The organism is Thermoactinomyces sp. CICC 10521 (assembly GCF_016055135.1).
GTDB classification, from domain to species: domain Bacteria; phylum Bacillota; class Bacilli; order Thermoactinomycetales; family Thermoactinomycetaceae; genus Thermoactinomyces_A; species Thermoactinomyces_A daqus.
Genome location: NZ_JAECVZ010000001.1, coordinates 235833 through 255288 on the forward strand (window position 1 = coordinate 235833; position 19456 = coordinate 255288).

Consider the following 19456-nt stretch of genomic DNA (forward strand, 5'->3'; position numbering starts at 1 on the left):
CTCACCCCTCTTGCAAAAGCTCTCCCAACGCCTGAACCAACACCTGATTATCTTCTCTTTTTTTCACGGCGATCCGGAAATACCGCTCATCCAGTCCCGGATACATCGAACAATCCCGAATTAAAATCCCCCGTTTTCCCAGTTGCTGCTGAAGCTGTTCCGACGTCCTCCCGCGGATCGTCCGGATGAGCAAATAATTGGCCTCTCCCGGATAAACCTCGAGTGAAGCGAAACGGCGCAAGGCTTGGCAGAGAAACTTCCGTTCCGCCACGAGCCGGCGCCGCACCTCATCGACGTAGCCATGATAAAAATCCGGATCAGCCACCGCACAGCCGATACGATCCGCCAAACCGCTGACACTCCAGCATACTTGCATCCGTTTCATCCGGCGAATCAGATTCTCACCGGCAACTGCATACCCCAGTCGCAATCCGGGAAGAGCAAACATTTTCGTCAACGATCGCAGGACAGCAACATGCGGGAAACGGGAGAGGCGGGAGATGAACGAACGCGTTTCGCCCTGATCAACGAAATCGATGAACGCTTCATCAATCGCCAGTATCGTGCCAAAGCGCTCTGCCAGCAGGGCCAACTCTTCCAATTGCCCTTCCGTGATGAAATGCCCGGAAGGATTGTTGGGCCTCCCGAGAAAGAGCAGTTCCACATCCCGGATCAATGTTTCCATCTCTTCTGTTTTTGGGAGAAAGTCCTGCTCCCAGCCGGTAATCACACTTTGGACGGGGATCTCTCTTTTCTGCGCTGCCAGGCGATATTCGGAAAAAGCCGGTTCCACCACGCCGACGCGCTTTGGCTTTAACGCCGCAACCAAAAGATCAATCAGTTCGGCTGCTCCGTTTCCGGGCAAGACCATCTCTTCGCTTACCCGGTGCAAACGGGCCAGCTTTTTCCTAAGCAGGCGCAGATCCGGATCGGGATAAACGGCGATCGCCGGCAAACCCGGTTCCCGAAGCACCTTCTCCATCGTCTCCATCACGACGGACGGAGGGCCGAACGGGTTGATATTGGAACTGAAATCAACAAAATCTCTCTGACAGCCAAACATCTCTGCGGCGGTGAGCAGATCGCCGCCATGGCCAAAACGCTCCAGTTTAGCCAAATGACACACTCCCTCTTTTTCCGATGCGATCGATATTGTGTCATGAATCCACCCTTTGCCTCTTGACCAATCACCTCAATCAGGTTCAGGAAGCCCGAGATCGGCAAAGGTGGCCATCCGCTCGGCGAGAGCCACGGCCGCATCGAACAGCGGGAAGGCCAGTGATGCGCCGCTCGCCTCCCCAAGCCTCATCTCTGCGGTGATCAACGGTGTCAGCTGCAAACGATTCAGCAGGATGCGGTGGGCGGGTTCAGCCGAGAGGTGGGATGCGAACAGATAAGACTTCACCTCCGGTTCCATTTCAACGGCGATCGCCGCAGCCACTGTGGAAATCAGGCCATCCATGACAGCAGCCATCCTCATTTGTGCCGCTCCGAGGTATAAACCGACCATGCCGGCAATCTCCAGCCCTCCTACACAAATCAGGGCTTCCATCGCATTCCCGGGTTGATGCAGAGCCAATGCCTGCCGGATCACCTCTTGTTTGCGCACCAGATTTTCATCGGTAATCCCTGTTCCCCGTCCGGTCAACGCCCCGACATCCTTTCCGGTAAGGGCAGCCGCCAGCGCTGAAGCCGAAGTTGTATTGCCGATGCCCATCTCACCGGGGGCGATGAGGCGAACTCCCTGCCCGCCCAGTTGATGCGCCAGCCGCACTCCGACCTCAACCGCTTGGATCACTTCAGAGACGGTCATCGCCGGCTCTTCCAGAAAATTGCGGGTTCCTTTGCGAACTTTACAATCGATCACCCCTTCCGGCACCGGTTCCAGCAAACTGCCGAGGTCGGCCACAATCACAGTGGCCCTGGCCAGCTCTGCAAGCACATTGACCGCCGCTTTGCCGCGAAGGAAATTTTCCATCATCAATCCGGTCACTTCTTGTGGATAGGCGCTCACTCCAGCCTGAGCAACTCCATGATCCCCGCACATCACAACGACGGCCTTTTTTCTGATATCCGGAATCGTCTCACCCGTGATTCCCGCCAGGCGAATAAAAATCTCTTCCAACATCCCGAGGCTCCCCACGGGCTTGGTTAACGAGCGCACCCGTTTGCGGGCCGCTTCTTCCATTTCCACATCCAAATCGGGTATCTCCCGCAAGCGCCACCACTTTTTCTCTCCCACAGCGATTCCTCTTTTCCTGTAAATATTCTTAGTTTTAAATAGCATGATTCTTCCCTTTATTATGTAGGCCAATCTGCCTGCTCCTCAACCTGTTTTTTCTCCCCTGACGAAAATTTACTATTGAAACAGGATGCAATTTTGTTAAAATAGTCTTCAATTATAACTTTTTCGCCAATCTAAATGGTTGATTCTGCTGAGCTGAGAAAAAAGTTGAGGTGAGCCTGATGAAACCACGGACGATGTTTGAAAAGATTTGGGAACGTCATGTGATTGAACAGCAGGAAGGAAAGCCTGCCATTCTGTACATCGATCTTCATCTCATCCATGAGGTCACGTCTCCCCAGGCATTTGAAGGTTTGCGCATGGCCGGGCGAAAAGTGCGCCGCCCCGATTTGACCATCGCCACGATGGATCACAATGTCCCCACAACCGACCGCCGTCTGCCGATCACCGATCCCATCGCCAAAAAGCAAATGGAAACATTGGCGAAAAACTGCGAGGAATTTGGAATCCCGTTGTTTGATCTGCACCATGAGCGCCAAGGGATCGTTCATGTGATCGGCCCCGAACTCGGACTTACCGTTCCCGGAAAAACGATTGTCTGCGGTGACAGCCATACCTCCACCCACGGAGCATTTGGCGCGCTCGCCTTCGGGATCGGCACGAGTGAGGTGGAGCATGTATTGGCAACGCAATGCCTCCAGCAATTGAAACCCAAAACGATGCGGGTTCACTTCCGGGGAAATCTCCCGCCGGGAGTGACGGCCAAGGATGCCATTCTCGCCTTGATCGCGGAAATCGGCACGGACGGAGCGACCGGCCACGTGATCGAATATACGGGAGAAGCGATCCGGAACATGTCGATGGAGGAAAGAATGACCGTCTGCAACATGTCGATCGAGGCAGGCGCCCGAGCCGGCATGATCGCTCCGGATGAGACGACGTTCTCCTACTTGCGCGGACGCCCCTTTGCTCCGTCAGGTGAAGCATTTGAGCGGGCGGTGGAAGAGTGGAAGCAACTGTGTACCGATGAAGGTGCCGTTTTTGACAGTTATGTCGAAATCGATGCCGGAAAAATCGCTCCGCAAGTTACGTGGGGAACCAGTCCGGGAATGGGAACCGATATTACCCAATGCGTCCCCGATCCCGCCTCGTTTGCGACGGAAACGGAACAGAAAGCGGCCCGATTGGCCCTTGAGTATATGGGACTTACCCCGGGGGTTCCGATCAGCGAAATCAAAATCGATCGTGTTTTCATCGGTTCCTGCACCAACTCGCGCATTGAAGACCTGCGCGCTGCAGCCCGGGTAGTCAAAGGTTATAAGGTGGCCCCACACGTCCATGCAATGGTTGTGCCCGGCTCGCAGCTGGTCAAACAGCAAGCCGAAGCAGAAGGATTGGACAAAATATTTACGCAGGCGGGATTTGAATGGCGCGAAGCGGGTTGCAGCATGTGTCTGGCGATGAACCCCGATACCCTGAAGCCGGGAGAACGCTGTGCTTCCACCTCCAACCGGAACTTTGAAGGACGGCAAGGGCGCGGGGGGAGAACACACCTCGTCTCGCCGGCTATGGCCGCTGCAGCTGCGATCGCCGGACATTTTGTCGATGTGCGGGAATGGAAATACCGGGATCAGGAGGATGGGATTTATGCAACCACTTAAACAACACCGCGGAATTGTCGCCCCGTTGGACCGGGCGAATGTCGATACGGATGCGATTATCCCCAAGCAATTTCTGAAACGGATCGAACGGAGCGGATTTGGCCGGTTTCTCTTTTACGACTGGCGGTTTGACGAAAATGGAAACCCAGACCCCTCATTTGTTCTCAATCAACCGGAATACCAAAACAGCAGCATCTTGCTCGCCCGCAAGAACTTCGGTTGCGGTTCTTCCCGCGAACATGCCCCCTGGGCTCTCAATGACTTCGGAATCCGCGTCGTCATCGCTCCTTCCTTCGCCGACATCTTCTATAACAACTGCTTTAAAAACGGGATGCTCCCGGTCAAACTCAGCGAAGAACAGGTGGAAACGTTGTTTGAACGCGCCAGGAAACAGACAGGTTACCAGCTGACGGTCGATTTGGAAGAACAGCGCGTTTACGACGACAGCGGACTTTCTTATTCGTTTGCCATCGATTCCTATCGTCGCTATTGTCTGCTTGAGGGATTGGATGATATCGGCATCACTTTGCAATCGGAAGCGAAAATCGCCGCTTATGAGCGGAACCTGCCGGCCTTCTATTCGGCAAAACTTTAGCAGAAACCGTAAAAAAGCCCCGGGCTCCAAGTGATTTCACTTATCTGCCCAGGGCTTTGATTTCAGAGTCGGAAACATTACGGCTGATGTTCTTTTGCCAACTTACTGTTTCTCTTTCCATAGCCAAAGTAAATAATCAAACCGATCACCAGCCAGATCACAAACCGCTCCCAGGTAACGGCCGGGAGTTTGATGATCAGCCAGATGGAGAATAAAATGCCGACGATGGGGGTAAATGGAACCCAGGGAGTACGGAAAGTGCGTTCCAGGTTCGGCTGTCTCTTCCTCAGCACAATGATCGAGCTGCAAATCAGAATAAAGGCTGACAGCGTTCCGATATTGACCAATTCCGCCACCTCTGCAATCGGAGTAAGCCCGGCCACAAACGCCGTCAACACACCCAAAATCAGGGTGGGGCGATAAGGTGTCTGGAAGCGCGGATGGATTTTGGCAAACCATCCAGGCAACAACCCATCACGGCTCATCGCAAACCAGATGCGCGCCGCAGCCAGCATGAAGGAGAAGAGCACACTCAAAATCCCGGCCACCGCAGCAACGGAGATGATGACCGTCACCCACTTAAGTCCGAGTGCGGCAAATGCGTGGGCCACCGGAGCCGCGTTGTTAAGCGTCGAATATTTGGCGATTCCCGTCAAAACCAATGACATTCCCGCATACAAAATCAGGGCGACCACCAGAGACAGCACAACTGCACGCGGCAAATCGCGCTGCGGGTTTTTCGCTTCTTCGGCCGCTGTTGTCAGCGTGTCGTAACCGAACACGGCGAAAAAGACCAGCGACGCTCCGCTGACGACTCCTCCAAATCCAAACGGCATAAAAGGATGCCACAGCTCCGGTTTCACATAAAAGGCACCGATGCCGATGATCACGACGATAATCGCCAGCTTGATCGCCACCATGATGTTGTTGAAGCGCGCTCCTTCCTTTACTCCGAGCGTCAGAAGACCCGCAATCCCCAAGCTGATGATAAAAGCAAATAAGTCAAAATGATGCCCTGCGCCGGTTCCGGGTGCTCCTTGCGCCCATACAGGCAAATGAAGGCCAAACTGCTCCAGTATCGAATTAAAATAGCCCGACCAGCCAATCGCCACCACGGAAACGACCAAAGCATACTCCAACAGCAGATCCCAACCGATCATCCACGCGGCAAATTCACCGAGCACTGCATAACTATACGTATAGGCACTTCCGGCAACGGGAATCAATCCGGAAAATTCTGCATAACAGAGCGCAGCTGCCGCACTGGCCAGTCCGGCGATGATAAATGACACAATAACCGCGGGGCCCGCATGTTTCGCCGCTGCAACACCGGTCAGAACAAATATTCCGACACCGATAATTCCACCCAACCCGATCGCTGTCAGGGTGGGCAACGATAATACCCTTTTTAAACCGGTTGATTTCAATCCTTCCTGTTGCAGCTGTTTCAGCGATTTCCTTCTTGTAAGCGCATTCAAAAACATTTACCTCCTTTATCCCTTGCCCGACTGAAGCCGCCTTTGCAAGATTAAGGCCGCCTTGAGATAGGTCTCGGAATCGATGGCCCCGATCTCCTTCAATTCTCTGATCTCGTCCTGCATCAACTCGAGATCTCCCTGGCGATCGCCGGTGTAAATCACCGTCCCAAACCTTTTCAATAACTTCTGAATATCAGTTACAGTTTCCATAAATGTCCCTTCCCATTTCATGATACAATAAATTTTAGCATAAATAAAATGAAAGGTGCATATTCTTATGTTTCATTCCGATTTTATTCCCATCAAAGGCCTGGCCGGCCATTTGCTTTTTTCGCAGACAAAAAAAAATTGGAAAGCGACGCTGACCACGAGAGAAATGGTTTTTCAAAAACCGCATCTCTCTTACTATATTCTGTTGAGTGATATTATCGGCCTTATGCCTTATTCTCTTCCACAAATGAACCAAATGCACAAGCCGGAATGGCCAATTGAAATCGAAAGACATGGAAAGCAATATTACAAGCTTTCCGTAGCCCGGTTAAACATCATCAACCGGCACGGGGTACATTCCATCGGAGCAACTGATCTGGTCGTTCCCATGAATGACCGCTTTTTACAGTTTATCCAAAGTCATACCGATCTCATCCCGCTTGCGGTCGATAAAAAATAAGCGCCCCGGATGCAGGGCGCTGCCACACTCATAATACAGATTGTCCCCGTCCGGGCCTTAACGCGGGCAATGCCCGGTAAACCGCGGATGCCACGGGAGAGGCCACCACAGCTTTTACCAGATCGCCCGGCAGGAAAATAAACAGGGAAGTGATGAAGGTTTTCATGTTTAATGGCAGATGCAGATAAGAGACAACCCACGTGAATCCTACCAAATGAATGAAGGCAACCCCTCCGACAACGTGTGCCACCATTAATTTCCAAACACTGTCTCCCCATCGTTCAATGATCCAGCCGATCAAAAACGCAGCAAACGGCCAACTGATAATATATCCGCCGGTCGGGCCGAGCAAGTGGGCGATTCCTCCCCCGCCTCCGCTCAAGACCGGTGCCCCGACAGCTGCGAGTAAAATAAAAACAACCATGCTGATAAACCCTCGTCTGGCTCCCAACACGGACCCGGCCAGCATCACCACCAGCGTTTGCAACGTGATCGGCACAGGCCCGACCGGAATGGAAAACATTCCGCTGATGGCGAGCAGTGCGACAAACATGGCCATCCATGTCATGTCACGTACGCGTAAAACCGATTTTGTCATGATTCCTATCCCCTTATTGATTCATGATGTCCAACTAAAGTGTAAAATCTTGGCTGTTTAATGTCAACTTAAAATAAAAATTAGGTTTACAAACCCCAGGTTCCTCCACGCCCGCCCGGTCTTCTCCTGTCTCTCCGGCATAAGATATAGCGCCCTTGATCTGTCAGGGCGGGGGAGTGATGAAGATGTCCCGAGGAAAACTGCGCGTTTATCGAGGTGGAACCCAGATTGCCTCCATGCATCCGGCCAACGTCTTTGTCTCCGTCTTCCGGCGCATAAAAAAGAGCATCGTTTCCATTGAAGCCGACCGCCGCCTGACAACCGGATCACTGCAAAGGAACCTGTTCGACTTTCTGTTTCCCGAAACCCATGACTTCCAAGCGAATCGGGAAGGACAGTTCGGTTCCGGATTTGTCATCCATCCGAAAGGATATATTTTAACCAATGAACATGTGATCCACCAGGCATCCCGCATCCGAGTCAAAGTGGAAGGAATCAAACACCCGTTGCCGGCCACACCGATTTGGGCTGATGAAAGAAAGGATTTGGCAGTGATCCGCATTCCCTTGCCCCATCCGCTGAAACCGCTGCCGCTCGGCACATCGGCAAATACCCAGGTGGGGGAATGGGTGCTGGCAGTGGGCAATCCATACGGTTTGGAACAGACCGTCACCGTCGGCGTAATCAGTGGAAAAAACAGACCTCTGCGCGTGGGCAACCGTTCATATGAAAATGTCGTGCAGACGGATGCAGCCATCAACCCCGGCAACAGCGGCGGGCCACTGGTCAACATATTGGGAGAAGTGATCGGAATCAATACATTGATCATTTATCCCTCACAATGCATCGGATTTGCCATTCCAATCGAGGATGTCCGTCCCCACATCCAGCGTTTTCTGGCACGGCCCTGAAAAAAACGAAGGCGAGAAAGGAGTTATCCTTCCTCGCCGTCAGCATGTTGACAAAATCCCTAAACGTAAGTTCGCCGGGCCGGGTGCTTTTTCTTTGCTCCCGGTTCCTTCGTCACAAAGGTCGCTGCAGAAAAAACACCCATCCCCTCCTATTGAATTTTGTCATCATCCTTCTCGCCTTTTTCATGTCCCCTTACAAGCTCGTTTTCGCTTTTTCCCTCATTCCTTCGATTAACACCTTCACCACTTCCGGACGGGAGAATTCCGGAGGCGGATAAATGCCTTCGCTCAACATTTGGCGCACTTTTGTCCCGGACAGAATGACCCGGTCTTCATCGCTGTGGGGGCAGGTTTTGTAGGAAGCCATTCCCGCACATTTTTTGCAATAGAAGCTGTGTTCAAAAAAGAGAGGGGTAATCCCCAGTTCCGTTTCGGTAAATTGGGTGAAAATTTTTTGGGAATCATAAGTTCCGTAATAATTCCCCACTCCGGCGTGATCCCGTCCGACAATAAAATGGGTACACCCGTAATTTTTGCGGGCGAGCGCATGAAAGATCGCCTCACGCGGTCCGGCATAGCGCATGGCCGCCGGATAGACGCCAAACAGAACCCGATCCTGCGGATAGTAATGCTTTAAAATCACTTCATAGCTTTTGACACGGACATCCGCAGGAATATCATCTGCCTTCGTCTCCCCGACCAACGGATGCAAAAACAAAGCATCAACCGTTTCCAGGGCGCATTTTTGCAGATATTCATGGGCGCGGTGCACCGGATTGCGGGTTTGGAATCCGACCACTTTGCGCCAGCCGCGTTCGATAAACATCTGTCTCGTCTCCGCGGGATCATACGTATATCGGGCAAATCGGCCGCGGTCCGGGCGATTGACAAGCCAGATGTCACCGCCAAGGTAATACGGAGACTGTCGCAATAACCGGGCCACCCCCGGATGTTTCTCATCATCCGTGCGATATACCTTGCGCGCCTCTTCCCGTTGGTCCACCCGGTAAAGGCTGTGGACTTCCTGTACGGCAATCACCGTTCCTTCCGAATCAGTCAACGTCACATAATCCGCTTTTTTGATTTCTTCGACCTTTTCTTCCGGCACCGGCAGGGTGATCGGGATGCTCCAAACCGTTCCATCACTTAAACGCATCGAATCCCGGACCGATTTGTAATCCTCTTCGGACAAAAAGCCCGTGAGAGGCGAAAAGACCCCTGTCGCGATGCATGCCAAGTCTGACAGTGTCACTTTTGATACGGTGATTTGCGGAAAAGAAGCCGCCCGCTCCAGCCATTCCTGCTTCTTTTCTCCTTCCAGGATGCGATTGATTAAACGTCCGCCGTGAGGGGCGATTGTATATTCCATGACGCTTCTCCTTTCATATCATTTTAATGCCGGTGATGAACAGGACGAGAATAATCAAAAAACGCAGCCATAGATCGGGAACCTTTAAGGTAAGACGTCCCCCGATGAGAATGCCCGGAATCGACCCGAGCAGCAGCCACAGCACAAATGAAACATCCACATGCCCAAACGAAGCATGCACCAGACCCGCGCTCAATGTCAGAAAAAAAGCATGAACGACATCCGTTCCAACCAATTTCGAGGCCGTCAGGCCCGTGCTGGATAGCAGGACGACCATAAACATGGAACCGCTTCCCACCGAGGTAAGACCCACCAGGAGTCCGCCGGCCAGCCCCACCAGGGTGAGCGGGGCGTTAAAGCGGATTTTCGGGCCATTTTTCCGGTTCAGCAAAAGTTGCGCAAACATCAGAATCGCCACAAAAACAAAGGTAAAACCGATCACTCTTCCCAAAACATCTTCAACCGGAAATGGTGTGAGCCGCTTGAGCAATTGGATCAGCCACACACCGATGATTCCGCCCGGAATACTGCCGATCGCCAGCTTTCGGACAATCTGCCAATCCAGTGTTTTTTGCTGGATATGTTGCCAGCTTCCAACCGCTTTTGTCACCGCTGCATAAATCAAATCCGTTCCAACGGCCATGGTGGGCGAAAAACCATAAAAGAGAATGAGGAGCGGAGTCATTAACAATCCGCCGCCCATCCCGGTCAACCCTACCAGCAAACCGACGACAAAACCGGTGAAAACGATGGAAATCATCAGCGTACCGGGCTGTTATGAAGCCCGCATTCCGTTTTGTCTAAACCTGCCCAGCGTCCGGCACGCGGATCTTCTCCCGGTTTGACGGGACGCGTGCAAGGCTGGCAGCCAATGCTGGGATACGATTGATCATGCAGTTTATTGTACGGAATGTCATTGCTGTAAATATATTCCCAAACTTGCGCATTGGTCCAATAAGCAAGCGGATTGATCTTAACCAGGCCAAACGCCCGATCCCACTCGACCACTTCGGTATGGGCCCTGGTTGGGGACTGCTCACGCCGGATCCCCGTGATCCAGCCTTGATATCCGCGCAAAAATTGTTTGAGCGGCTCCACCTTCCGAATGCGGCAGCACTGGTCGGGATTCACTTTCCACAATTCATCCCCGTATTTTTCCGCCTGCTCCTCCAGGGTAAGCGCCGGGGATACGCGGATAAAGTCTTTCTGGTAACGCTCTTTCAACCGATCGCGCACCTCATAAGTTTCTGCAAAGTGAAGATCGGTATCCAAATAGAAAATATCCACGTCTTTATCCACTTTTAACAGCATATCCACCAGGGCCACATCTTCCGCCCCGAAGCTGCAGGCCAATGTGATCCCGGAAACGCCCACTTGTTCAATGCCAAAGCGAATGATCTCAATCGGATGTTCATTTTTCAACTGATGAGCTGCTTCCTGCAAAAATTCGAGTTTAGCCTGTTCGGACTCGACCAAAACCGATGACTTTCCGTTTTGATTAGCCATACGACTTCCCTTTCCTTTCTATCTCTAGCTGCATGATTCCAAAACATAACCGCTGCCTGGACGGATCCGCTTCTTCTCGATCAGGTTCCATTCGCTGATCACCGGCGTTACGAGAACCTGGCGTTCCAGTTCCTTTTCCGCATCTTGAAACGCCTTTTCATCCGTCGGGGAAACAACTATGATCGTATACTGTTTTCCTTCCCCGCCCGCTGCCGTCAACCGGTACAGATAGAGTTCATTTTCCATTATGAGGAGACCACCTGCCCCAAAATCCGATCCAATTCCGTTTGAAAGACTTCTATGCCAACGCGTTCCACAAATTGCGTAAAACGCTCTTGTTCGTTGCGATTTTCCTTGTAAAAGAGAATCAGCTCTTTCAGCACAAACGGTACGTGATCCTTGACCACTCGTCCTTTTAACTGCGTATTGAATCTTCCCTCTCCCAAAAGATGGCCGCCGACGGAAATCGTATAAGACTCCACCATCCCCCGAGCCGTTTTGCTTTTCCCCCCCATTAAGCCAATATCCGCAATTTGCTGCTGGCCGCATGAGTTGGGACATCCGTTAATATGGATACGTACGGGACTGTCCAGTTGAACGTGTGCATCTAAATAATCCACTACTTCTTTCATCAGCCCTTTTGTTTCTGTTAAGGCCAAATTACAAAATTCGTTTCCCGTGCAGGAGACCGCATAGCCTTCAAATGTTTTTGGAAATGGAGTCAAACGCTTGAGCAGCGGCTCTTTTAACAGCTCTTCCACTTTTTCATCCGGAACATCCGAAATGATGATATTTTGCGTATTGACGGTGCGCAAAGTTCCTGAACCGTAGCGATCAGCCAGGTCGGCCAAGGCGAAAAACTCTTCCGACGACGTGCGCCCGACCGGCACATTCAAGCCGACATAAGACAAACCTTTTTGCTTTTGCGGATGAACTCCGGTGAAATATCCCGCATTCCACCCGATGGTTCGGTCTTCTCCCCGCGAGGGATAGGGGCCGATCACCTCAGTCAGCACTTCCAAAAACTTCTCTGTTCCCCAGTCCGCCACCAAAAACTTCAGACGGGCGCGATGTCTTTTTTGCCGGTAGCCGTAATCGCGGAATACCTTGGTCACACCAATCGCCACATCCACCACTTGCTCGGGCCGCACAAACAAATCCAGCTGCCGGGCGAGATGAGGTCGGTTCGACAGCCCGCCGCCTACCCAGACATGGAACCCGACCACTTCTTCTCCATTGATGTTTTTTACTGCCGGAGTGAAGGCCAGATCGTTAATCTGGGCATGGGCCGGATTATAGACACTGGCCGATATCGAAATTTTGTACTTTCGCGGGAGGTTGGAAAATTCTTTATTCAAACGGAATTTTTCATCCAGTTCCTTTACGATGGAAGACGTATCGACCAATTCGTTGGGATCAATCCCCGCCAGCGGATTGCCGATGATCGTCCGGGGGCAATCGCCGCATGCTTCGTAAGTATAAAGTCCTACTTCATTGAGCCGCCGAAAAATATCGGGCAAATTTTCCACGCGCAGCCAATGATATTGAACCGCCTGCCTGGTGGTGATATCGATCAAGCCGCGCCCGTACTCCTGTGCCAGCTCGGCGATCACGCGCGCTTGCCCGCTTGTCAAAATTCCCGTGGGAATTCTTATACGCAACATAAAATAACCATCTTTTTTGGGACGTTGTTGGTAGACGCCAGCCCATTTAAACAGAGAAAATTTTTCTTCCGGAATGGACTCAAAGCCTTTATTAGAATAGATATGAATAATCTCATCAATAATGTCTAATCCATCCTGTTTTAATTTAAGTTGTTCCATCTGGTTCAACTGCTCGGGATTTTCCGCCCATTTCCACTGTTGGCCCACCTTTTTCACTCCTTATAATAAAATCCCCTTCCGGAGAGAAAGGGGCTGATTTCCATGCTTCTCTCCTCATCTTTGAACAAACGTTCTCTGGACTTGGCACCAAGCATCCGCCGGTTGCCGAGAGTTCATCGGGCCAGTCCCTCCCTCTCTCTTCATGAGGATTATAATTTTATTCACTTTAAAAAAACACAAATTCCTATAAATTAACTCGGTTTAATGGCTGTGTTTAGAATAGCAGAAAATAATATCAATTGTCAACTCCCTGTCACATTAACTGATTAAAGCGGCAAAAGCTTGCTATATTGTGCTCGATGACCCTGTTCGGGATGTTTTTCTCATGTTAAAATAAAAGGAGAAATGTGTCCAAATATCGAACATTTAGAAAGGGGAACCTGATGGAACTCGTTGTATACCTGGCAGGTCAAATCCATGATGATTGGCGCGACAAACTGCGCCAAATGGCAAAAGAACGCAATCTGCCTCTCATTTTCAAAGGTCCCCAGGAAGACCATGATCTTTCCGATGACATCGGGGAGCGTATTAAGGGAAAACAGCCAAACGCCGTCTACCGTGACCAGGCTGCTTCTGAAGTGAATAATCTGCGGACGCGGATCTGGATGCAGAAAGCAGATGTCGTCATCGCTCTCTTCGGCGAAAAATACCGGCAATGGAACACGGCCATGGACGCAGCAATGGCCATTGCTGCCCAGAAACCCCTGATCCTCATCCGCCCCGAAAGTCTGCATCATCCTTTGAAAGAATTATCACAGAGGGCGCAACTTGTTGTGGAAACACCCGAACAGGCACTCGATGCGCTCGCATATGTACTTGAATAAAAACGGAATCAGGGTTCCCGAATTCATCAGGGAACCCTGACCAGACCCAAGACCGGGAATTTGTTTTTGTGACGGTATGCGTGATCATCTGCCTTCCGGAATCAATGTCGCCGGCTGTTCCTCAAAGACAATATAGTTCAGATTGATGTTCAGAAGCATAATATCCTTGCCGGTCTTCTGGTCTCTCAGCACAAAAAAATCCCGTCCGACTTGTCGCAATATTCCTGTAAAAATCCGGTTGCGCCAGTGCTCGCTTCCTTCATAGGTCAGATAGGCCGTCACTTTCTTTCCGACATTGGCCTGCATCAAGTCTTCGGAAAAGCGGCGCTCTTCCCTCTGCGAAATCTGGATCGGATATGAAGCGGAATAAGGATAAGACCAGTACATCGCATCGCCTCCTCAATGGTAAACTGACGGACAGTCGCTCTGACGGGGAATGTAGAAACAATGGCTTTTGTAGCGGCCGCTGTTGGTCTGGTTAAACCATGTTCCCGGGCATTCTGCCGGCGGTTTGAAAAACCACAAGGCATTCCGGGCCGGATGAACAAGTCTCCCCCGGATCACCTGCCTGGCCAGCCTCATGTCCTGCGCTCTGGCCGGCTGGTAAAAATACGGCTTTTGCACCGCTTCAAACCCGCCCGGTGACTGAAAAACCATCTGTCGAATATTGCGAATCCCTTCAAAATCGAGGCAGTTTCCCCGCACCCGGTTGACTCCGACATTGCCGACGAGAATCATGCCCATCTGCCCATCTCCTTCGGCTTCGGCTCTCATCAGGCGCGCAAGCAAACGCGTCTGCTCCGTTGTCGTATTAATCACCGGCATACGATCCCTCCTCTAAAGTAACGTATGTAGGGTAACCATAAAAAAGAACCAATCGGCTTTGCCTTTCCTTTTGACAGGTTCTATTTTTATAATTTTGATACTAAATATATTGAAATATAAAAATATTATGTTGTATCTTTAAAGTAAGAGGTGATGGCTTTTGTTTTTATTCATCTCAAAAGCGTTTTCTTCCATAGAAATAAAATTTCGCCTTCTTCGGTGGAGGTATATCAAATTCAAGCGAAACATGAGCTGGCGGGTGAAATTAATCCTGCTCCCGCTTGTGATCCTCAAATATATGGTGGAGCAAGTATGCCTCGGGCATTTCCCCGGCTTCGACTTCGGGATGCTGAAGACAAAAAGCCGGTTGGAACGCCGGCTTTATTACGCGATTCGCCACAAATACAAAGGAAAAATCAAGGCACAATATCCCTGCGGTCCTTACTCGATCGATTTCGCCCTGCCCAAGTACAAACTGGCTCTCGAATGCGATGGCAACGGGTATTTTTCCCAAAAGCGGGTCAAATACCGCCGCAGGGATGAATATCTGAAAAAGCATGGCTGGAAAGTGATGCGCTTTACGGGAAACAGGCTGAAACACCAGCTCGATGAAACGGTCAATGAAATCACCGAGTATACGACGAAAATGGATCTTTATAAATGGCCTTTTACCCGCTGACGCAAAATGCAAACGCTTTCCAGGAATAACGATCCATCGTTAAGGAGCAGCGTAAGCGATTTTGCCATTGGTGATCGTGCAGATGGCTTTCGTTTGCAACAGCTCATCCGGATTCACCTTCAAAAGATCCCGGTCAAACACGGTCATGTCGGCATATTTTCCGACGGCAAGGGTGCCGCGCTCATGTTCTTCCCCTGCGGCAACCGCGCTTCCCGCAGTAAAGAGCCGCAAGGCTTGCTCCGCCGTCAGCTTTTGTTCGGGAAAATACCCTGGATGATCCCCTGCCTCTTCCGGATGACGACGCGTGACAGCCGCATGAATGCCGAGAAGCGGATGCAAGGGCTCAATCGGAGAATCACTTCCCCCGGCCAGACGAACTCCTGCATCGAGCAGGGATTTCCATGCATAGGCATAACGAGCCCTTTCGCTCCCCACCCGCTCCAATACCCACGGAAAATCGCTGGCGACAAAGCGGGGTTGGACATCGACGACCACATCCATCCCGGCCAGGCGCCCAATCAGATCTTTTCGCAAAAACTGCCCGTGAATCAGGCGGTGCCGAAGCCGCCGATCCCCGCGTACGGACAAGGGATGGTGCTCCATCACGCCGATCACCCGATCTGCCGCTTCATCGCCGATCGCGTGAACGGCAATGGGCATGCCGCGCTTTACTGCCAGCCGCGCCAATTCATGCAGCTCTTCATCTGAATGGATCAGCAATCCCCGATTTTTCTCGTTATCCGCATACGGCTCAGACAGACGCGCCGTTCCGCCCCCGATTGATCCGTCAGCAAAGATCTTCATGGCTCCGATGCGAAACCACTCATCACCGTCTCCCGCTTTTAGCCCGATCTCATCCAACTGCCGCAGATACGGATGGTAAATCAGCTGATGCGTCCGCAAAAAAAGCCCCTCTTCGACCAGATCGCGCCAGACTGCCACCATTTCCTCCACACTTTCAAAAAAGCGCAAGTCTTCCGTATGTACTGCTGTCAAGCCGCTGGCCAGCGCCGCTTTGACCGCTTGGCGAATGGTATCCTTTTTTTCTCTGAGATCGGGTTTTGGCATGGCCGCATAAAAGGCGTTGGATGCATTTTCATAAACCCAGCCGTTCAGCTTCCCTGATTCATCCCGGCCAAATGCGCCATCCTCGGGATCGGACTGATCTTCTCCGATCCCCGCCAAGCGGTAGGCAGCGGTATTGACGAGATGAGCATGAAAGCAGACCCGGGTCAGGAACACCGGATGCCCTTTGCTCACTTCATCCAGTTCCTTCAAGGACGGAACATCCCCCTGCAATCGGTTTTCGTCCAGCCCCAATCCCAAAATCCACTCCCCGTCTTTCGCTTCTCTCGCCCGCTTTTGAATCTCCTTCAACATCTCTTCTCCGGTTTGGCAGAGGCTTAAATCGAGCATACGCATCTTTTGTCCGACACCGGAGAGGTGAATATGGCTGTCCGTCAATCCCGGATAAACATATCCTCCCATCAAATCCACTTTCTGATGACCGGCCCGTCCGAAGTCCAGCAACAGTTCCTCCTTCGTTCCCACTGCCACAATGCGTCCGCCTTTGCTGACAATCGCCTCCGCATACGGACAGGCGGGATCGAGTGTCGCAATCTGCCCGTTGTAAAAAATGACCGTTTGCTCCATCCCCGTTTTCTCCTTCCCGAAAATTTGCTCTTCGTTTTCATCTTATCCGGATCAATTTTTCAGGGCAAACTGGAAACATTTTTCGGTGTTACCCGAACATATATTTGCATATAATCTTATCAGAACCAATCATATGTTCGCGTTTCAGGTGAAGGACTATGGAATCTGTGGTTTTTCTCGTCGATATTCAATCGTTTTATGCCAGCATCGAAAAAGCACTGCGCCCTGAACTGGAGGGAAAACCGGTCGTCGTGGCCGGCGATCCCGAGCGGCGCGGGGGCGTCATTCTCGCAGCCTGCCCGCTCGCCAAATCATACGGCATTCAAAATGCAATCACCTTGAGCGAAGCGACCAGACTCTGTCCCCATTTGACTGTGGTACGTCCGCGCATGGGGCTCTATCTCAAAGCCTCGCTTTCCATCACGGAAATTCTGGAACGTTTCAGCGATCTGGTTGAACCTTATTCCATTGATGAACAATTTGTTTCCATCAGCGGAAGCGAAAAGCTGTTTGGCGACCCGCTGACGATCGCACGCAAAATCCAGGCGGCGATCCGCACGGAACTGGGAGTTTACGCCCGGGTGGGCATCGGTCCCAACAAAGTGCTGAGCAAAATGGCTTGCGATCAATTCGCCAAAAAGAGGGAGACCGGCATTTTCTCCCTGACGCATGACAATTTGCAGAGAGATTTGTGGCCGCTTCCCGTGGAAAAACTGTTTGGAGTGGGAAAAAGGATGGGACGCCATTTGCGTTCGATCGGCATCCGCACCATTGGTGAACTGGCGCGTTTCCCGCTCGAACGCCTGAAGCGGAAATGGGGCGTGAACGGTCATGTGCTCTGGATGACCGCCAACGGATTTGACCTCTCTCCAGTCACGCCGCAAACCTTTCACAGCCAAAAGGCGATCGGCCACCATATGACCTTGCCGCGGGATTACCGGACAGCGGAGGAGATTCAGGTCGTCCTGTTGGAACTGTGCGAGGAAGTATGCCGCCGCGCCCGCCGTCACCATTTGCTCGGGCAGACGGTAAGCGTCGGCTGCCGCGGTGCCGACTTTGACTTTCCCACCGGCTTTTACCGCCAGATGAAAATGCCGGAGGCGACCAACCAGACCATGGATCTTTTTCATCATGCCTGGAATCTGTTCCTCCGTTTCTGGGACGGCCAGCCGATTCGCTCTCTCGGCGTCAGCCTGGGCGGATTTGCATCCGATGACGCCATCCAGCTCCATCTGTTTGACGACCGTGAAAAAAAATGGAAACTCGGCTATGTCATGGATGAAATCAGGCAGCGCTTTGGCCCGACTTCGATTGTGCGCGCCATCTCCCTAACCCCGTCCGGCCAGGCCTATGAACGGGCACAAAAGATTGGAGGTCATTACCGATGAGTGAAATTCTCGATCGTAAAAATATGCTGTGGGAAGGAAGCCGCATGTTTTTGCCGGAACATCGTCAGGCGCTGGCCGAACAGCGGGCCCGTGCCGATGATTTCATCCCGCCGGAACTGGATGACGACCGGTGGGATGAAATCAACAGGCTGATTTTGGAGGCCCTTCACAGCGATTTCCCCTTGCTCATCCGTTATGTGGAAAACCGCCGGCCCCGGGAACGATGCGGCTTCATCCAAAAAATCATCCCTCACGAACGCCGCCTCTGCCTCGCCGACGGGCGTCATCTTTACACCATCTCCTTTGCAGACATCTACGACGTTGAACCGGTTTCCGGAGGGGATTAAACCGCAGATCACATCGGTTACAATTTTTATCATAAAGATTGAGCCCGCCTCTAATATGCCTGTTTGAATCCAAACCCGCTGAAAAGACCTGCACAGGCAAAAGAGGAGCCGCTTGTCGAAAGCGGCTCATTGAAAACAATGATAACCATTATGCCTGCGGCGGTTCGCCGATGAAGATACGCATAAGGCCTCACCTCCTTTAAAGCATTGACTTCAATCGCAAAATCGCCTGCGTGATCGCTTCAAATTCCAATGCATTCCGGGTGGTGGAAACGGGCAATTGCTGCTCCTCAATGCACTGAAAGCAGGCAGGCAGTTCGAGATCGGTGTCGAGATCGAGCACCAGTTTCAGCCCGGTTCTGCTTTTGCGGCTCCCGCAGAAGCGGCAATATCCCGTTAAATCGGTTAAATACGGCTCCGGTCCCCCATGTTGAATCGTTTGCAAAATATTTTTTTCGTAATAGTCGATCAATTGCTCAAATTCTTTATCCTTGCTCATAACCATCCCTTTCTTAATCCCTTCTTCTTTCTTCCGGTATTCTTTCCGGTTTGGCCGGCAACAGGCAGATGATCTTCCGTTCAAATCAGGGACAATCCAAACTTTTCATCTGATCACCTCCGGCCGCACACCGTCTTTCCAATGATTTGGATTCCCTGATTCCGACAAAAACATCCAGGGCCAAAAACGGCAAGATGATCGGTTTGCGATTAACTCCGAGAAGGATCATCTCACAGACTTTTCATAGAATATTTTTTATATCTCTGTCTCACATTCCTTCTAATCTGATTTGTTGTTTTGTTGCCTCAACCGAAACAATCCATTT

22 protein-coding genes and 1 riboswitch are annotated in these 19456 nt (G+C 51.5%); of the genes, 8 read left to right on the forward strand and 14 right to left on the reverse strand.

Annotated features, from left to right (window positions below; all coding sequences use genetic code 11):
* Position 1: 1 nt before the first annotated feature.
* Together cobD and cobT are read right to left on the reverse strand one after the other, a co-directional pair.
* Positions 2–1117, reverse strand: coding sequence for a threonine-phosphate decarboxylase CobD (gene cobD / locus I8U17_RS01275; protein WP_033099104.1), 1116 nt, complete (start codon positions 1115–1117; stop codon positions 2–4).
* A 75-nt stretch (positions 1118–1192) separates the two neighbouring features.
* Entirely contained in the window at positions 1193–2242 is a 1050-nt protein-coding gene (gene cobT, locus I8U17_RS01280; RefSeq protein ID WP_033099105.1) for a nicotinate-nucleotide--dimethylbenzimidazole phosphoribosyltransferase, read from the reverse strand.
* Positions 2243–2466: 224 nt separating this feature from the next.
* On the opposite strand from cobT, the gene leuC reads away from it, so the two are divergent.
* Complete coding sequence (gene leuC / locus I8U17_RS01285) at positions 2467–3906, forward strand: 3-isopropylmalate dehydratase large subunit (RefSeq protein ID WP_198058918.1); 1440 nt, start codon at positions 2467–2469, stop codon at positions 3904–3906.
* Positions 3893–4501, forward strand: a complete 609-nt coding sequence (gene leuD, locus I8U17_RS01290) for a 3-isopropylmalate dehydratase small subunit (RefSeq protein ID WP_198055171.1) — start codon at positions 3893–3895, stop codon at positions 4499–4501. Before leuC ends, leuD begins: the two co-directional genes overlap by 14 nt.
* Before the next feature lie 77 nt (positions 4502–4578).
* On the opposite strand, the gene I8U17_RS01295 is transcribed toward leuD, so the two are convergent.
* Both I8U17_RS01295 and I8U17_RS01300 read right to left on the reverse strand, forming a co-directional pair.
* A complete protein-coding gene (locus I8U17_RS01295; protein ID WP_033099108.1) occupies positions 4579–5979 on the reverse strand; it encodes an amino acid permease in 1401 nt (466 codons plus the stop codon).
* 15 nt (positions 5980–5994) lie between these two features.
* Positions 5995–6210: a YqgQ family protein gene (locus I8U17_RS01300; protein WP_370589195.1), complete on the reverse strand. Its 216-nt coding sequence runs from the start codon at positions 6208–6210 to the stop codon at positions 5995–5997.
* Between the two features lie 46 nt (positions 6211–6256).
* Here I8U17_RS01300 and I8U17_RS01305 point away from each other — a divergent pair, with 46 nt between their 5' ends.
* Complete coding sequence (locus I8U17_RS01305) at positions 6257–6649, forward strand: hypothetical protein (RefSeq protein ID WP_033099110.1); 393 nt, start codon at positions 6257–6259, stop codon at positions 6647–6649.
* Positions 6650–6677: 28 nt separating this feature from the next.
* On the opposite strand, the gene I8U17_RS01310 is transcribed toward I8U17_RS01305, so the two are convergent.
* The gene (locus tag I8U17_RS01310; protein WP_033099111.1) at positions 6678–7247 is read right to left on the reverse strand and encodes a biotin transporter BioY; all 570 of its coding nucleotides are present in this window, start codon (positions 7245–7247) and stop codon (positions 6678–6680) included.
* A 185-nt stretch (positions 7248–7432) separates the two neighbouring features.
* Between I8U17_RS01310 and I8U17_RS01315 the strand changes: the two genes are divergently transcribed.
* Positions 7433–8158: a S1C family serine protease gene (locus I8U17_RS01315; RefSeq protein ID WP_198055170.1), complete on the forward strand. Its 726-nt coding sequence runs from the start codon at positions 7433–7435 to the stop codon at positions 8156–8158.
* Positions 8159–8351: 193 nt separating this feature from the next.
* Here I8U17_RS01315 and sat read toward each other — a convergent pair whose 3' ends face one another.
* Genes sat through I8U17_RS01340 form a run of 5 tightly spaced genes read right to left on the reverse strand, consistent with a single transcriptional unit; the run spans position 8352 to position 12856 of the window.
* A complete protein-coding gene (sat, locus tag I8U17_RS01320; RefSeq protein ID WP_198055169.1) occupies positions 8352–9527 on the reverse strand; it encodes a sulfate adenylyltransferase in 1176 nt (391 codons plus the stop codon).
* Between the two features lie 13 nt (positions 9528–9540).
* On the reverse strand, positions 9541–10287 hold the full coding sequence (locus tag I8U17_RS01325) for a sulfite exporter TauE/SafE family protein (protein WP_052153841.1): 747 nt from the start codon (positions 10285–10287) through the stop codon (positions 9541–9543).
* Positions 10287–11033, reverse strand: coding sequence for a phosphoadenylyl-sulfate reductase (locus tag I8U17_RS01330; protein ID WP_052153842.1), 747 nt, complete (start codon positions 11031–11033; stop codon positions 10287–10289). Before I8U17_RS01330 ends, I8U17_RS01325 begins: the two co-directional genes overlap by 1 nt.
* Positions 11034–11057: 24 nt before the next feature.
* Positions 11058–11279, reverse strand: a complete 222-nt coding sequence (locus tag I8U17_RS01335; RefSeq protein WP_033099114.1) for a DUF3906 family protein — start codon at positions 11277–11279, stop codon at positions 11058–11060.
* Complete coding sequence (locus tag I8U17_RS01340; RefSeq protein ID WP_052153846.1) at positions 11279–12856, reverse strand: nitrite/sulfite reductase; 1578 nt, start codon at positions 12854–12856, stop codon at positions 11279–11281. The genes I8U17_RS01335 and I8U17_RS01340 overlap by 1 nt, the downstream gene beginning before the upstream one ends.
* Before the next feature lie 111 nt (positions 12857–12967).
* Positions 12968–13065, reverse strand: a riboswitch (SAM riboswitch).
* Between the two features lie 234 nt (positions 13066–13299).
* Here I8U17_RS01340 and I8U17_RS01345 point away from each other — a divergent pair.
* Complete coding sequence (locus I8U17_RS01345) at positions 13300–13740, forward strand: YtoQ family protein (RefSeq protein ID WP_033099115.1); 441 nt, start codon at positions 13300–13302, stop codon at positions 13738–13740.
* Between the two features lie 84 nt (positions 13741–13824).
* Here I8U17_RS01345 and I8U17_RS01350 read toward each other — a convergent pair whose 3' ends face one another.
* The gene (locus I8U17_RS01350; protein ID WP_198055168.1) at positions 13825–14127 is read right to left on the reverse strand and encodes a spore coat protein GerQ; all 303 of its coding nucleotides are present in this window, start codon (positions 14125–14127) and stop codon (positions 13825–13827) included.
* A 12-nt stretch (positions 14128–14139) separates the two neighbouring features.
* Positions 14140–14565 carry a cell wall hydrolase gene (locus I8U17_RS01355; RefSeq protein WP_198055167.1) on the reverse strand — a complete coding sequence of 142 codons (426 nt, stop codon included), beginning with the start codon at positions 14563–14565 and terminating at the stop codon, positions 14140–14142.
* 259 nt (positions 14566–14824) lie between these two features.
* On the opposite strand from I8U17_RS01355, the gene I8U17_RS01360 reads away from it, so the two are divergent.
* Positions 14825–15244, forward strand: coding sequence for an endonuclease domain-containing protein (locus tag I8U17_RS01360; RefSeq protein WP_160173773.1), 420 nt, complete (start codon positions 14825–14827; stop codon positions 15242–15244).
* Positions 15245–15283: 39 nt separating this feature from the next.
* On the opposite strand, the gene I8U17_RS01365 is transcribed toward I8U17_RS01360, so the two are convergent.
* Positions 15284–16897, reverse strand: coding sequence for an amidohydrolase (locus tag I8U17_RS01365; protein ID WP_198055166.1), 1614 nt, complete (start codon positions 16895–16897; stop codon positions 15284–15286).
* Positions 16898–17055: 158 nt separating this feature from the next.
* On the opposite strand from I8U17_RS01365, the gene I8U17_RS01370 reads away from it, so the two are divergent.
* Positions 17056–18285 carry a DNA polymerase IV gene (locus I8U17_RS01370; protein ID WP_198058919.1) on the forward strand — a complete coding sequence of 410 codons (1230 nt, stop codon included), beginning with the start codon at positions 17056–17058 and terminating at the stop codon, positions 18283–18285.
* Positions 18282–18632: a YolD-like family protein gene (locus I8U17_RS01375; protein ID WP_033099118.1), complete on the forward strand. Its 351-nt coding sequence runs from the start codon at positions 18282–18284 to the stop codon at positions 18630–18632. The genes I8U17_RS01370 and I8U17_RS01375 overlap by 4 nt, the downstream gene beginning before the upstream one ends.
* A 199-nt stretch (positions 18633–18831) precedes the next feature.
* On the opposite strand, the gene I8U17_RS01380 is transcribed toward I8U17_RS01375, so the two are convergent.
* Positions 18832–19215: a hypothetical protein gene (locus I8U17_RS01380; protein ID WP_033102400.1), complete on the reverse strand. Its 384-nt coding sequence runs from the start codon at positions 19213–19215 to the stop codon at positions 18832–18834.
* Positions 19216–19456 lie beyond the last annotated feature (241 nt).

What these genes read in the sequence shown, in the direction of transcription:
- leuC (WP_198058918.1), top strand. Translation starts at nt 2,467, where the DNA reads ATGAAACCACGGACGATGTTTGAAAAGATTTGGGAACGTCATGTGATT.
- leuD (WP_198055171.1), top strand. Translation starts at nt 3,893, where the DNA reads ATGCAACCACTTAAACAACACCGCGGAATTGTCGCCCCGTTGGACCGG.
- I8U17_RS01300 (WP_370589195.1), bottom strand. Translation starts at nt 6,210, where the DNA reads ATGAAATGGGAAGGGACATTTATGGAAACTGTAACTGATATTCAGAAG.
- I8U17_RS01305 (WP_033099110.1), top strand. Translation starts at nt 6,257, where the DNA reads ATGTTTCATTCCGATTTTATTCCCATCAAAGGCCTGGCCGGCCATTTG.
- I8U17_RS01310 (WP_033099111.1), bottom strand. Translation starts at nt 7,247, where the DNA reads ATGACAAAATCGGTTTTACGCGTACGTGACATGACATGGATGGCCATG.
- I8U17_RS01315 (WP_198055170.1), top strand. Translation starts at nt 7,433, where the DNA reads ATGTCCCGAGGAAAACTGCGCGTTTATCGAGGTGGAACCCAGATTGCC.
- sat (WP_198055169.1), bottom strand. Translation starts at nt 9,527, where the DNA reads ATGGAATATACAATCGCCCCTCACGGCGGACGTTTAATCAATCGCATC.
- I8U17_RS01325 (WP_052153841.1), bottom strand. Translation starts at nt 10,287, where the DNA reads ATGATTTCCATCGTTTTCACCGGTTTTGTCGTCGGTTTGCTGGTAGGG.
- I8U17_RS01330 (WP_052153842.1), bottom strand. Translation starts at nt 11,033, where the DNA reads ATGGCTAATCAAAACGGAAAGTCATCGGTTTTGGTCGAGTCCGAACAG.
- I8U17_RS01335 (WP_033099114.1), bottom strand. Translation starts at nt 11,279, where the DNA reads ATGGAAAATGAACTCTATCTGTACCGGTTGACGGCAGCGGGCGGGGAA.
- I8U17_RS01340 (WP_052153846.1), bottom strand. Translation starts at nt 12,856, where the DNA reads ATGGAACAACTTAAATTAAAACAGGATGGATTAGACATTATTGATGAG.
- I8U17_RS01345 (WP_033099115.1), top strand. Translation starts at nt 13,300, where the DNA reads ATGGAACTCGTTGTATACCTGGCAGGTCAAATCCATGATGATTGGCGC.
- I8U17_RS01350 (WP_198055168.1), bottom strand. Translation starts at nt 14,127, where the DNA reads ATGTACTGGTCTTATCCTTATTCCGCTTCATATCCGATCCAGATTTCG.
- I8U17_RS01355 (WP_198055167.1), bottom strand. Translation starts at nt 14,565, where the DNA reads ATGCCGGTGATTAATACGACAACGGAGCAGACGCGTTTGCTTGCGCGC.
- I8U17_RS01365 (WP_198055166.1), bottom strand. Translation starts at nt 16,897, where the DNA reads ATGGAGCAAACGGTCATTTTTTACAACGGGCAGATTGCGACACTCGAT.
- I8U17_RS01370 (WP_198058919.1), top strand. Translation starts at nt 17,056, where the DNA reads ATGGAATCTGTGGTTTTTCTCGTCGATATTCAATCGTTTTATGCCAGC.
- I8U17_RS01375 (WP_033099118.1), top strand. Translation starts at nt 18,282, where the DNA reads ATGAGTGAAATTCTCGATCGTAAAAATATGCTGTGGGAAGGAAGCCGC.